The sequence below is a fragment of the Synechococcus sp. Tobar12-5m-g genome, from assembly GCF_024345415.1.
GTDB lineage: Bacteria > Cyanobacteriota > Cyanobacteriia > PCC-6307 > Cyanobiaceae > Regnicoccus.
The window spans coordinates 41,258-54,308 of sequence record NZ_JAGQBB010000021.1 but is presented as its reverse complement, the minus strand read 5'-3'; the positions used below and the strand labels follow the sequence as shown (position 1 = coordinate 54,308).

Annotated in this window: 11 protein-coding genes and 2 pseudogenes; 9 read left to right on the top strand and 4 right to left on the bottom strand. The window is 66.4% G+C overall.

Features of this window, described 5'->3' with window-relative positions:
* Nucleotides 1-203 precede the first annotated feature (203 nt).
* The 4 genes and pseudogenes from KBY66_RS12660 to KBY66_RS15765 all read left to right on the top strand — a co-directional run bounded on the left by KBY66_RS12660 (nucleotide 204) and on the right by KBY66_RS15765 (nucleotide 4,192).
* Nucleotides 204-1,883 (top strand): iron uptake porin, encoded by a 1,680-nt coding sequence (locus tag KBY66_RS12660; RefSeq protein ID WP_255089941.1) that lies wholly within the window; start codon nucleotides 204-206, stop codon nucleotides 1,881-1,883.
* A 35-nt stretch (nucleotides 1,884-1,918) separates the two neighbouring features.
* Entirely contained in the window at nucleotides 1,919-2,320 is a 402-nt protein-coding gene (locus KBY66_RS12655; RefSeq protein WP_399225407.1) for a transposase, read from the top strand.
* A gap of 410 nt (nucleotides 2,321-2,730) precedes the next feature.
* Nucleotides 2,731-3,063: pseudogene (locus tag KBY66_RS15920) on the top strand (hypothetical protein); the annotation flags it as partial.
* Between the two features lie 415 nt (nucleotides 3,064-3,478).
* Nucleotides 3,479-4,192 carry a magnesium transporter gene (locus KBY66_RS15765; RefSeq protein WP_255089939.1) on the top strand — a complete coding sequence of 238 codons (714 nt, stop codon included), beginning with the start codon at nucleotides 3,479-3,481 and terminating at the stop codon, nucleotides 4,190-4,192.
* Between the two features lie 92 nt (nucleotides 4,193-4,284).
* Here KBY66_RS15765 and KBY66_RS12640 read toward each other — a convergent pair whose 3' ends face one another.
* Entirely contained in the window at nucleotides 4,285-5,526 is a 1,242-nt protein-coding gene (locus KBY66_RS12640) for a PRC-barrel domain-containing protein (RefSeq protein ID WP_399225409.1), read from the bottom strand.
* Nucleotides 5,527-5,587: 61 nt separating this feature from the next.
* Complete coding sequence (gene smc / locus KBY66_RS12635) at nucleotides 5,588-9,211, bottom strand: chromosome segregation protein SMC (protein WP_255089938.1); 3,624 nt, start codon at nucleotides 9,209-9,211, stop codon at nucleotides 5,588-5,590.
* Between the two features lie 96 nt (nucleotides 9,212-9,307).
* Here smc and KBY66_RS12630 point away from each other — a divergent pair, with 96 nt between their 5' ends.
* Both KBY66_RS12630 and KBY66_RS12625 read left to right on the top strand, forming a co-directional pair.
* A complete protein-coding gene (locus KBY66_RS12630; protein WP_255089937.1) occupies nucleotides 9,308-9,724 on the top strand; it encodes a glycine zipper domain-containing protein in 417 nt (138 codons plus the stop codon).
* Nucleotides 9,721-10,086, top strand: a complete 366-nt coding sequence (locus KBY66_RS12625; RefSeq protein ID WP_255089936.1) for a phage holin family protein — start codon at nucleotides 9,721-9,723, stop codon at nucleotides 10,084-10,086. Before KBY66_RS12630 ends, KBY66_RS12625 begins: the two co-directional genes overlap by 4 nt.
* A 189-nt stretch (nucleotides 10,087-10,275) precedes the next feature.
* Here KBY66_RS12625 and KBY66_RS12620 read toward each other — a convergent pair whose 3' ends face one another.
* Complete coding sequence (locus KBY66_RS12620) at nucleotides 10,276-10,479, bottom strand: type II toxin-antitoxin system VapB family antitoxin (protein WP_255089935.1); 204 nt, start codon at nucleotides 10,477-10,479, stop codon at nucleotides 10,276-10,278.
* A gap of 481 nt (nucleotides 10,480-10,960) precedes the next feature.
* Between KBY66_RS12620 and KBY66_RS15915 the strand changes: the two genes are divergently transcribed.
* A complete protein-coding gene (locus KBY66_RS15915) occupies nucleotides 10,961-11,467 on the top strand; it encodes an SUMF1/EgtB/PvdO family nonheme iron enzyme (RefSeq protein WP_410001007.1) in 507 nt (168 codons plus the stop codon).
* A 53-nt stretch (nucleotides 11,468-11,520) separates the two neighbouring features.
* Here the strand turns inward: KBY66_RS15915 and KBY66_RS12615 are convergent, their stop codons facing one another.
* Complete coding sequence (locus tag KBY66_RS12615; protein WP_255089934.1) at nucleotides 11,521-12,096, bottom strand: Uma2 family endonuclease; 576 nt, start codon at nucleotides 12,094-12,096, stop codon at nucleotides 11,521-11,523.
* A 55-nt stretch (nucleotides 12,097-12,151) separates the two neighbouring features.
* On the opposite strand from KBY66_RS12615, the gene KBY66_RS12610 reads away from it, so the two are divergent.
* Both KBY66_RS12610 and KBY66_RS15910 read left to right on the top strand, forming a co-directional pair.
* Nucleotides 12,152-12,349, top strand: coding sequence for a hypothetical protein (locus KBY66_RS12610; RefSeq protein WP_410001006.1), 198 nt, complete (start codon nucleotides 12,152-12,154; stop codon nucleotides 12,347-12,349).
* Nucleotides 12,283-12,994 (top strand): annotated as a pseudogene (locus tag KBY66_RS15910) (formylglycine-generating enzyme family protein); the annotation flags it as partial. The gene KBY66_RS12610 and the pseudogene KBY66_RS15910, both read left to right, overlap by 67 nt.
* Nucleotides 12,995-13,051 lie beyond the last annotated feature (57 nt).

Sequence of the window (13,051 nt, the reverse complement as noted above, 5' to 3'; positions counted from 1 at the left end):
GCTTTTTGGCCGTGGACTGCTCGTAATCACCAAAGCCGAGCTGCTTGATGCCCATGAACCCTGTTCACGCCTGCGATCACACGGCCATTCTCGCGCAGGGTGGTGGGGTTTTCCAGAGTCTCCTTAGAATGGTGGTGCTCCACTCAGTACCCCGAGTGAACTAAGTACCCCGAGTGAACTAATTTTCTGAGAGGTCCCGAGCCATGAAACTTCTCAAGCAATTGCTGCTGGCGCCTGCAGCGCTTGGTCTGCTGGCTCCAATGGCCGTTTCCGCCTCAGAGCTCAACATCGACGGCGTCAACAAGTACGCCGGCTCTAAAGAGCAGGTCACCAGCATCACCCAGTTCTCCGACGTACAGCCCACCGAATGGGCCTACCAGGCTCTCTCCAACCTGGTGGAGCGCTACGGCTGCGTCGCCGGCTACCGAGATGGCAGCTTCCGTGGCAAGAGGCCACTGAGCCGTTGGGAAGCCGCCGCCCTGCTCAACGCCTGCCTCGACCGGATCACCGAGGTGACCGATGAACTCCGTCGCCTGATCAAGGAGTTCGAAACCGAGCTTGCGGTGCTCAAGGGCCGGGTTGATGGCCTCGAAGCCAAGGTGGGTGAGCTGGAGGCGAATCAGTTCTCCACCACCACCAAGCTGAAGGGTCAGGCCACCTTCGTGATCGGCGCCAACGCCTACGGCGGTGATCGACGGGAATTCGGTCCAAACTTAGGAATCCCTAATTCCCTTAATCCCAAGTGGGCAGATCTTGCGGCTGCTCAGCAGGGTGCCACCGCCTTCAACTACGACCTGCGGATCGATTTCGACACCAGCTTCACCGGCAAGGACCTGCTGCGCACCCGCCTGCGGGCCGGAAACTTCGGCAAAAGCCCCTTCGGCCAGCCGATCGTTGGCTTGAATGCTCTGGAAGTGGGCTTCGAGGGTCCTCCCGGTGCTGACAGCGTGATGGTCAACCGCCTCTTCTACCAGTTCCCGGTCGGTAGCAGTTTCACGGCCACCATCGGTGGACGGGTTCGTCAGGACGACATGCTGGCCGTTTGGCCCAGTGTGTACCCCGCTGACACGGTGCTCGACATCTTCACCTACGCCGGTGCTCCCGGTACCTACAGCCTCAACCTCGGCGCTGGTGGTGGTCTGTGGTGGAAGAGCGGCGGTTTCAGTGCAAGCATTAACTACGTGGCTGCCAACGGCAACGTAGGCAGCCCAACAAACCTTGATTCCTCCTCCGTTTGTGGCGGCATCGGCAACAATTGCTCACAGCAAACCGGCACTGCCCAGATTGCCTACACGGGCACCAACTTCGGTATTGCCGCTGCCTACACCTATTCAACCCCTAACGGGGTATCTGGCCTCTACTTTGGCAATGGCACTCCACTCGCTGTAGATCTTTTTCTTGGCGCGAATAGCGTCAATTCCGTTGGCATCAGCGCCTACTGGCAACCTTCCAATTCTGGCTGGATCCCTTCCATCAGCCTTGGCTGGGGGCTCAACAGTTACACCTATTCACCGATCTTTGTTACAACTATCAGCATTTCTGGCAGTACCAGTTTCAAACTCCCCGATTTCGATGGGGCCCAGAGCCAGTCCTGGTATGTCGGCCTGCAGTGGACCGACGTCTTTATCAAAGGTAACTCCGCAGGCATGGCCGTCGGTCAGTCCACCTTTCTCACGAAGGCCGGTGATAACGCCAACATCAATGCCAACGATGGCCAGTACGCCTGGGAGTGGTGGTACAAGTTCCAGGTCACCGACAACATCAGTGTGACTCCTGCGATCTATTACCTCAGTGCTCCCCTGGGTCAGCTCCAGAGAGGTGGTGGTGGCTCTGATGATTTCAGTAACTTTGGCGGCCTGCTCAAGACCACCTTCAAGTTCTGATCGCCTGAGTTCCAACCTGGTTTTCGGCTGATCTGGTGCAGCGTGCCTATCTCAGGGAGCGCTACCGCTGGCCCAGCGGCTATGGCAGCCGTCAGAGCTACCAGCCGCCACTGGTCCTCCACGACGACAACGGCAATACCATGCGAGGGGCCACGCTGGAATCATGGCTGGAGGAGATGGGTGTGCTCAGGTCCTTTTCCAGGCCAAGGGTCTCCAACGACAACCCCTACTCAGAATCACTGTTCCGAACGGTCAAGTACCGGCCCGACTACCCCAGCCGGCCATTCGCCAGCAAAGACGAGGCATGCGAGTGGGTGGCGGCGTTTGTGGATTGGTACAACCAACGGCATCGGCATAGCGGCATCAAATTCGTCGTGCCCCATCAACGTCACAGCGGAGCCGCCACCACAATCTGCGAGCAGCGGGCCGATGTCTAAGAGACAGTCCGTCAAGCCCATCCAGAATTTTGGAACTGAACCACCGGCTGGAGTCAACCCGAAGAAGTGTGGATCAACCAGCAACCAGAGGAGCCCGAACCGATCCTCGCGGTACCCTTGATCCAGGCCGACTGAGTGGCAGCCAAGGAGTGACATCCTCCCCGAAAGTCACCGCTTTGCACTGCTTCGCGCTGTGCAGTGGTCACGCGCATGAGTGATTACACCAATACCAAAAGAAGAACACCTGAAAGAACGAAATGTTAGAAAAATGCTAATCAGATCTTAACCTCGTATGGGTGCGGCTGGCCGCTTCTAACGGCCGCAAGATTTCATAGCCATAGCGCCCGGACGCAATACCCTATCGACGACGATCCGGTTGTCCGGGCCGCACTTCATCGACAAGGGTGGCCATGACCAAAGCAGAGACGAAGCGCCGCGGCAAAACCGTCCTGACCGTTGACGATCTGCTCGGCGCAGCCCGGGGCCTTGCTGCGCCGCTGGCGAAGGTCGCGGGCGCCCTGAAGCGAGGGAATCGGGAGGGGCTTGGGGCGTTGCTTCAGCTTCCTGCCGCCCAGACCGCGGCACTTGTTCTGCAGCTGAGCCCGCAACGGGCGCGTGACATGCTGAAGATCCTGCCGGATGCACCGAACCTTGCGGTGCTGAACCAGCTCGATCCGATGGTCCGCGGGCGGCTCGTCGATCGCGACAGTCAGGAACGCCTTACCCGTCTGGTCGCCAAGCTTGACCCCGCCTCGGCCGCCGATCTGCTCGCCGGCCTTCCCGATGCCCTGATCGCGCGAGCGGTGGCCGGTCATGCCCATGCCGACGACATTCTTGCGGGGGTGATCCACGCCCAAGGCACGGCGGGCGCGGCGATGGTGCGGAGGGACCTGATCGCCACACCGCAGGACTGGACGGTCGCGCAGGTGATCACGGAAATCCGCGCCCGGTCAGGGGATATCGGACGGCTCCATGCCGTCTTCATGGTCGATGACGCCTATCGACTGAGGGGCTATCTGAACCTTGGCGACCTGCTGATGCAACCGCCCGATGCCCGGGTCGGCGACATCATGCACGTCGATCCGGTGGCGGTGAGCCGACGCGGACGACGAGGTCGTTGCCCGGATCGCCGATCAGCGTCGCTTGCCGGTGGTTCCTGTGACCGACACCCGTGGCCGTCTTGTCGGCATCATCGGCGCCGAGGAACTGCGCCACATCGGTCAGCAGGAGATCGCCGAAGACCTCAAGCAGCTCTCGAGCGTCGCGCCCGATTCCGACCCGCTCGACCTGCCGATGACGATCCTGCAGCGCCGCTTTCCATGGCTTGCCTCGGCGCTGATCGGGGCACTCGCTGCAGGCCTGATCGTCGGCTCGTTCGAAGAGGCGCTGGAAGAAGCGGTGATCCTCGCGAGCCTGATCCCGCTGGTGATGGACATGGCGGGCAATGCCGGTATCCAATCGTCCACCGTGACGATTGAAGCGATGGCCGGGGCGTCGTTCTGGCGCGGCGACATCCGGGGGCGATTCCTTCGCGAGATCGGCGGCGCAGTCCTGAATGGCGTGGCGGTGGGTCTGCTAACCCTGGTCGGCATTCAAGTTCTGTCGCTGTTCACCGCTATCGAGGCCCCGCTCTGGCTGGGCCTAACGGCAGCCATCACCCTGCTGCTGATCACTGTGCAGGCGGCGGCGGTGGGCGTCCTGGTGCCACTGGGGCTGTCGAAGCTGAAGTTCAATCCGGCCGTGGGAACCGGCGTCTTCATCACCACGGTCAACGATTTGCTCGGTATCACCCTCCTGTTCCTGGTCGCCAAAGTGTTCTATCTGCCGCATCTTGTGACGGCCGGGCCGGCCGCAGCGGCCCTGTCGCCTTAGACGAAGCGCTTGGCCTCTCTCGCCATCAGGCCTGCGTGAGCCAAGCCAGGCCAAGCGTCCGGGAGCAGAGCCGCTTGCACTGCAGGCACGGCTCACCAGGGATCCTCAAAGCCGGCCCGCTCGGGCCGCTCGGGCTGGAGCGGTTCTGTTTCGGCGTAGGCGCCGTTGTAGGGCTCCGGATCAACGTCCAGGGGTTCTTGGCGATCCTGGGGAGCCCGGCGCTGGGCGGGCCGGGGCAGGGGGCGGTCAGACCGCTCTGACCACTCCGACCGCTCCGATACCAGCGGATCCTCCCGCGGGGGCGATGGCGGCTGCTCCCTGTCCGCGGGCTGCCGGGCTGGGGTTTGCCGGGCTTCAAGCTGCCTCTCTTGTGACCGGCGCTCTTCGGGGAAACGGTCGTCTGGAAAACGGTCGTCGGGGAAACGCTCTTCGGTGAAGCGCTCTTCGGGGGTTCGTGGCTCGAAGCGGCGCGGCTCGGGGCGGCTGGAATCCCGCCCGCTCCAACCGGGCGCACCGCGGTCCTCTTCTTCATCGAGGTAGCGGCGTTGGCGCATGGGTTCCTGCCGCCGCCGCTCCAGCTCGACGTACTCCAGTTCTTCGTCTTGCTGGGGTGCCAGGGCGCGGCTGGTGGCGGGCTGGATGCGGCGCTGCTCCTGGGGAGTGGCCTGGCCAGAGGCCAGCTGGTTCTCCACCGGCACCATCGACTGGCGGTAGCGGTCACGCTCTTCCTGCTCCCAGCTGGGCCCGCCGATGCCGAGCTTTTCAAGCAGGCCGCTGCCCAGTTGCTTGAGTTTCTCCTCGGCGCCTTCGTAGACGATGATCCGATCGGGGCCGCTGCTGACGATCTCGTCCACCGCAAGCTCCCAGGTGCTCAGCACCCCCTCACCCAGCAGGGGCACGCCCAGGGCACCGAGCACCAGGGTGGTGAGTTCGCCGGTTTCGATGTCGAAGCTGAAGCCCAGCACCCGGCCGAGCTGCTCCCCGGCTTCTGAAACCACCTGGCAGTTGATCACCTTGCTGTAGCGCTCGGGATTGAAGCTCTGGGTGAGCGAATCGGCCGAGTCCACCAGAATCACATCCCCCACCTGGCGAATCCGATCCAGGGGCATCCAGCGGGGCAGGCCGGGCAGGAAGCGGGTGAGGGGATTGTCGCGCAGGCCGAGGGCCATCACCTCACGGCGGTCGATGTCCACGACCACTTCCCCGACCACCCCCAGCCGCCGGCCGGTGTCACGGGTGATCACCTGGGTGCCCATCAGCTCGGAGCGCAACCAGAGCCTGTCGCTGGGAACGGCCCTGGCGGGGTCGGCTGAAGGGGGGACGGAGGAGGTCAATGGCCTGATCCCGTGGGGGTGTCGGCGAAGAGGAAGGGTAGAGGTCATTGTGACCCACGGCTCAGGCGGCGGTGGGCAGACCGACCACCTGGGTGTGGGAGCCGCGGGCTTGGGTGACGCCGATCGTGCGGGTGGCGGCGGCGATCATCGGCCGGCGGTGGCTGACCACCAGGAACTGGGCCTGGTCGGCCTGGCTGGCGATCAGGGCCGCCAACCTCTCCACATTGACGCCATCGAGGAAGCTGTCCACCTCGTCGAGGGCATAGAAGGGGGAGGGGCGGAAGCGCTGCAGGGCAAACAGGAAGCTCAGGGCCGTCAGGGATTTCTCCCCCCCACTCATGGAGGCCAGCCGCCGCACCTCCTTGCCCTTGGGGTGGGCCACCAGGGTGAGGCCACCCTCCAGGGGCTGCTCACGGTTCTCCAGCTGCAGGTGGCCCTCCCCCTCGGAGAGGCCGGCGAAGATCTCGCGGAAATGGCCGTCCACCGCCTGGAAGGCTTCGAGGAAGGCCTCCTGGCGCAGGGTGGCCACGGTTTCGATCCGCAGCAGCAGCTCTTCGCGCTCCTTGCTGAGCACCTCGAGGCGCCCCTCGAGTTCGCCGATCCGCTGCTCGAGCTGCTCGAGTTCCTCGAGGGCCAGCATGTTGACGGGCTCCAAGGCTTCCATGCGCTGCTGCAGTCGGCGCAACGCCTGCTCCAGGGCCTCCAGGCCGTCCTGCCGCACCGCTTCGGGGACTTCCGGCAGGGGGTCGGGCAACTCCCGCGCCATCGCTTCGAGCCGGAGCTGCAGGTTGCGTTCCTGCTCGGCGAGGGCCAGCAGTTCCTCACCGAGCCGTTGCAACTCCCATTGGCTCTGCTGCAGGGCCAGGCGCCCGGCGGCGAGCTGGGCTTCCGCCCCGTCCCGGGCGCGGCGCCGTTCCCCGAAGCGTTCCTGAAGCTCCTGGTGCTGAATGTCCAGGACTGCTCGGCGCTCCTGCTCCTGTCGCTGTTGCTGGCGCCAGTGGCCGTGGGCTTCCGCCAGGGCCGCCACAGCCTGCTGCAGCCGTTGCTCCTCAACGGCCAGGGCCTCGAGCTGGTGGCTGAACCGCTCGGTGGCCAGGGCCCGCTCCCGCCGGACCGCCAGCAGGTTGTCGCGGTGGAGCCGGGCCTCGCTGAGCAGCTGATCGGCCGTTTCAAGATCCTGCTGCAGCCCCTGCCAGCGGCCGCTGTCGCCGGAAGCCTGGGCGCCGGCCTCCTCGGTTTCGAGGCTGGCCAGCTGCTGGTTCACGGGCCCCACGACGGCAGCCAGTTCGTCCAGGCGTCGCTGGTCGGCCAGCAGGGCTGCCTGGATCTGGCCGAGCCTGTGCTGGAGCTGCTGCTGGCGCTGCAGCTGCGGGCCGAGGGCCCGCTGGGCGGCGCTCCGTTCGGCCGCCAGGGCGGCCTGGCGTTGCTGTCGCTGCTGGAGAACGGGCCGCAGCTGCTCCAGCTGACGCCCCAGCTCGGCCTCCCGCCGCCTGGAGGCGGCCAGGCTTTCGCCCAGCTCCAGCAGCCGCCGCCGCAGCGGTTCGGCCTCGTCCTGCTCAGCGCCGCTGCCGAAGCCGAGCTGGCCGCTGCGCTGCTGCAGGCTGCCCCCGGTCATGGCACCGCTGCGCTCCAGCAGCTCCCCCTCCAGGGTGACGGCCCGGCAGCGGCCGAGTTCGCGGCGGGCACTGGCCAGATCCTCGAACACGAGGGTGTCCCCGAACACATAGCGGAACACCTCGCCGTACACCGGCTCGAAGCGGATCAGCTCCACCGCCCGGCCCACCAGGCCGCCACCGCTGCCGGCCGCCCCGCCCCGCCCCCGCTCCAGGGCGGCACCGCCGCTTCCACCGCCACTGCCGCCCCCGCCGCGGATCTTGTTGAGGGGCAGGAAGGTGAGCCGCCCGGCCCGGCGGGTTTTCAGCAGCTCGATCGCCCGGGCGGCGATGCGGTCGTCATCGACCACCACCTGGCCGAGCCGGCCGCCGGCCGCCACCTCCAGGGCCAGCCGCAGCCGCTCCTCCACATCGCCGAGTTGGGCCACCGGGCCGTGAATGCCCCCCAACCCCGACTCCAGCAGCAGCCGCAGGGCGCCGGTGCCGCGGCTTTCCTGCAGGGTGTCGCGGCGGCTCTCGATCCGGGCGATCTCCCGCTCCAGCCCCACCTGCTCCTGCTCCAGCCGGGAGCGGGTGCGCTGCTGCAGGGCCAGGGCTTCGGCCTGCTCCTGGGCCAGCCGTTGATCGCGCTGCAGCTCCGCTTCGAGGCTCTGGGCTTCGGCCTCCAGCTTCGTCAAGCCCTCCTGGGCCTCCTGGTCGCTGCTGCCGCCCAGGGCCAGCTCGGCGCCGAGCTCAGCGAGGCGTTCCTGGTCTTGCCGCAGCCGCTCGGCCAGCTGCTGCTGCTCAGCGAGCAGGGGCCCGAGCTCCCCCTGCAGCGCCTGGCGCCGCTGGCTGCGCTGCTTCTGCTCCTCCAGCCAGCTGCTGGAGCGACCGGCCACCTCGCCCAGCCGGCGCCGGGAGAGCTCCACGGCCACTTCGGCGCTGCGGCAACCCTGCTCGGCCCGCTCCAGCGCCTCGCCGTCGTTCTCGCCTGCAGTGCTGCCTGCCTGCTGCTGGCTGCGCAGTTCATCCTTCTGCTGCTGCAGGCTCCGGCGCCGCTGCTGAAGCTGCTCGGCCTCCTGCTGATGGCGCTCGGCCTGGCGGGCCAGCTCCCGGCCGCTGGCGTCGAGCCCGGCCAGTTCCGCCTGCACCGCCAGCAGGCTGTCCTCGCCGAGGGCCTTGACCTCCGCCTGGAGCACCTCCAGCCGCCGTGAGTCCTCCTTCAACGCCGCCTCGGCGGTGGTGATGACGGCGCGAGCGGTGTCCCGCTGGCGGCTAAGGGCCTGCTGGCGGCTGCCCAGCTCGGTGTGCTGGTGCTTGGCCAGCTCGAAGCTGAGCACCTGGTGCTGGAGCCGACCCTCCTGGTGGCGCTGGCGCAGCTCCTGGTAGGTGCGGGCCTTGGCGCAGTCGCGCTCCAGCTTGACGCGGCTGGCGCGCAGCTCCTGCTCGACGATGCGGCAGCGTTCCTGACGCTCCTGCACCTCATCGAGCTTGGAGCGGGTCTGCTCGATGCGCGAATCGAAGAGGGCCACGCCGGCGAGTTCATCGATCAGGCCGCGGCGCTCCCGCGCCCCCATCGAGACGATGCGGGTGACATCGCCCTGCATCACCACGTTGCTGCCCTCCGGGTCCACCCGCAGCCGCCGCAGCTGGCCCTGCACCTGCTGCAGGTTGCAGGGGACGCCGTCGGCACTGAAGCTGGTGCTGTAGGTGCCGCCAGGGGCCACCCGCAGCCGCCGGGTCACGCTCCATTCCCGCTGGCCATTCTGAATCCAGGGCCCTTCCGGCGGGGCTTCCAGGCCCTGCTCGGCGGGGTCGGGCCGCCAGTCGCCGAGGTCGAAGCGCACGGTGACCACCGTTTCGGCGGCCTTGCCCTGGCGCACCATGGCGCTGTTGATCAGGTCGGGCAGGCGCTCCGCCCGCATCCCCCGGCTCGTGGCCAGGCCCAGGCAGAACAGCACCGCATCGAGGATGTTGCTCTTGCCCGAGCCATTCGGACCGGTGACCACCGTGAAGGAGGGCTCAAGCTGGATCGCCATCGATCCGCCGAACGACTTGAAATGGGTGAGCTCGACCTGATTGATGTGAACCAACAGGCCCGCGCGCCGAGCAATTTCAATTTAGCCGACCTGGGCAGAAGCTCAACCCCTTCCCTAGCTTGAGGGCAGCCAAGCGAACTCCCTCGCGCCATGGAACCGGATCCCTCCACCGTCAACCACGACCGCTTCCGGGAGCGGTTCGACACCCTGCTCCCCACGATCCAAAGGGAATGGCCCCAGGTGGCCCGCGAAACCCTGGAGGCCACCCGCGGCAGCTTCGATGACGTGGTAGCGGTGATCGCCGAGCAAACGGGCCGCACGGCCTCGGGGGTGCAGCACCAGCTTGGCGAGCTGCTGAAGGTGGCCACCGACCAGACCCGCCACCTGGCCGACCGCATCGGTCCCCTGGAGGAGCAGCTGGAGAACCTGCTCGACGAGCTCAACACCACCCTGCGCCCCCGCATCGAGAAGCCGGTGCGGGAGCGGCCCCTGATGGCCCTCGGCATCGCCGCCGGGGTGGGGGTGGTGGTGGGTCTGCTGCTGTCGTCGGGTCGGCGTTCGGCATGAAGGGCCAGAATTTTGGCCGCGTCACGGCGCTGATCAGCTCGGTGATTGATCTGCACGTGCGCATCGCCCTGCAGGAGGCCGACAAGGAGAAGCGGCGCCTGGTGGGCGGAGGGGTGATGCTCGGCATGGGCCTCACCCTGATGACCCTGGCGCTGGTGGCGGCCGAGCTGGTGTTGCTGCTCTGGATCCAGGGGGTCTTTGCCCTGAGCTGGCTGCAGGCCGCGGCGGCCCTGGCCGCCATCGACCTGGTGCTGGCCGGCATCAGCTTGCGCATCGGCGGCCAGATGCTCAAGGGCCCCTACCTGCCGGAAACCACCGCCGGGCTGATGCGCACCACCCGGGCGCTGACTGGGAAGTTCTGAGCTCAGGTCCAGCCGCAGCCCACGGCCAGTTCGGAGGCGACTTGCCGCAGGCGCCTATCCCGCGTCCAGAGCCGGGCCCAGCCGATCAGGGTGGAGGCCAGCAGGTGGGCGTCCAGGTAGCCGATGCCACGCCCATCAGGGCCCGCCCTTCGATCAGGTGTTCCACCCAGGCGTAGGTGTCGACAAGGATCACGGCGCTGGCGGGCGGCGGCGGGGGATGGCCTGCAGCTGGGGCTCGCAGGCTCCGAGGGCCGCGTGTGGTCGGGCGCTCTCCCGTTCCACCAGGGCCTGCCGCAGCAACTGGCTGCGCTCGCTCACTCCGGTGAGATCCTGCGCCAGGCGCTGGAGGTCGTCATCGAGGGTGACGGTGGTGCGCATGGAGGAGCAGGGCATCGCGCTTTGGCTGCATCTGTTTAGGCATCAGTTAAAGCGCTTCTGGATCGTTGTTCCGAAGTCGGGCGCTGCCCTGGCGAAGTCGCCACCAGGCTTTTGTGGAGAAGCTGGATGGCACGAAGAACCTGGATGAGCTCGATCTCACCCTGATGAGGATCCCGACGGGGACTTTTCTGATGGGAGCGCTGGAAGGGGAAGCAGAGACTGAGAAGGTCGAGAGACCCGTGCATCGGGGGACGCTCCAGGAATTCCTGCTGGGGCGCAGGCGCACCCCGACCACCCAGGCCTAGTGGCGTCCGGTGGCCAGCTGGCGGCCCCTGGTTGGGGAGCTGCCGTGGGAGATGGAACTCAACCCAGACCCCTGGGGTTCAGGGGTCATCAGCGGCCGCTTGAAGCAGGAGAGCTGGAACGACGCCATGGAGTTCTGCAGGCTCTTCTTCAAGCGCACGGGCAGAAATGACGTCCTGCCCAGCGAAGCCAGCTGGGAATTCACCTGCTGGGCGGGTACCACCACACCGTTACATGTCGGAGCCATGATCATCCTGGATCCGGCGAACTACGATGCCTCAAACAGCTTCAGGGGGGGCGACGGGAGAGAATCGAGAGTTCACCACCGAATATGGCCAACTTCCCCGCCAATGCCTGGGGCCTGCAGGATATGCACGGCAATGTGTGGGAATGGTGCCTGGATCATTGGCATCCCGAGCTAGGAAGTGGATGGCAGGAAGGGTCCGAACGATGGGAGCGCCTGGATCGATTCCGAGAGAGACCAGCATGCACTGAGGCGGCTGCGCGGCGGTTCGTGGAACAACAACCCCAGGAACTGCCGCTGGGCCTACCGCAACAACCACCACCCCGACAACACCAACATCGGGTTCCGCGTCTGTTGCCTCCCCCAGCACCCTTCCACGTCCGAGCTGGCCGATGGTCATCGGCCGGGAGCGCACGAGGGGTCCAGACCCGCTCCGGTGATCGCCCTGATCGGTGATCCACACATCCCCAGGTGGGTGGTTCTGGGGCTTCCGTCCCGGAACCCTTCCCTCATCCCTCCCAGATCTCCGCCAGCTCGAGATCTAGCCGGGGGAACACGGTGCCGGCGTCGAGCCGCTCCGCCGCCTCGATCCTGCGGCCGTTGCCGGCCGGTCCCCACTCCTCCACGGCCTGCTCGTCAGGGAAGAGCAGCCACCCGAGGCTGGCGCCATTGGCCTGATAGGCCGCCATGCGGCGGCGCAGGTCGGCCGCGCGGTCGCTGGGGCTGGCTAGTTCCACCACCAGATCGGGGCACAGGGGCGGAAAGCCGCGCCGCTGCTCTCCGCTCAGCGCTTGCCAGCGTTCCAGCCGCACCAGGCTGGCATCGGGGCTGCGCACCGAACCATCGGGCAGCAGGAAGCCGCCGGAGCTGTCGAACACCTTCAGGGCAAGTCCGCTGCGGCGTACGGCCAGCCAGAGCAGGGCTCCCAGGGTCTGGTTGCGGGTGCTGGTGTCGCCGCCGGTGGGGGTCATCGTGATCAGGTGGCCATCGGCATCAAGCTCCAGCACCGCCTCCGGATTGGCGGCGCACACGGCCGCGAACTGGTCCGGGGAGAGCCGCAGATCGGAGGGCAGGGTGAGGGTCACGGGCTCCCCGGCAGGGGTGATTTGACGTTAGGTGCGATGGGCCTGTTCTAGCGCGATGCTGAAGCGCAGCTTTTATCTCCCCATGGTCAGCAGCAGCCCGCCGCGCCAGAGGTTCCTGATCCGGCGCCCCGGCCAGTGCCAGTTGTTCCGCGAGCCGCTGGGAGAGGATCTCGAACTCGAGCTGGTGTGGATCCCACCGGGGCGTTTCTGGATGGGTTCCCCCCCGGAGGAACCCGAGCGGGAGGAATCGTAAGGCCCTCAGCATCTGGTGTAGCTGCAGGGCTTCTTTCTGGGGCGCATGCCGATCACCCAGGCCCAGTGGAGGGCGGTGGCGGGTTGGCAGCCGCTGGAGGGAGAATCTCCTGGGAGCGGGAGCTGAAGCCGGATCCTTCCCACTTCAAAGGGGATGATTGGCCCGTGGAGAACGTGAGCTGGCACGACGCCATGGAGTTCTGCCGCCGCATGGAAAAGCGAACGGAAAGGAACTACGCCCCTGCCCAGCGAAGCTCAGTGGGAATACGCCTGCCGGGCGGGCAGCGCCACGCCGTTCCATTTCGGCGCCACGATCAGCCCGGAGCTGGCCAACTACAACGATTCCACCAGCTACGCGGGCAGCCCCACAGGGGAGTATCGAGAACAGACCACGGGGGTGGCCAACTTCCCAGCCAATGCCTGGGGCCTGCAGGATATGCACGGCAATGTGTGGGAATGGTGCCTGGATCATTGGCACGGAAGCTATGTGGAGGTGGATGAAAAAGTTCCCACGGATGGCTCCGCCTGGATCAAGCAGACCGCCGTAGAAATTGAACGCAGGCTGCTTCGCGGCGGTTCGTGGGACGACTTCCCCAGGAACTGCCGCTCTGCCTACCGCTCTACCTCAACCTCCCCGACGTCACCAACATCAGCATCGGGTTCCGCGTTTGTTGCCTCCCCCAGGGCCCTGTTCTTGACCCTT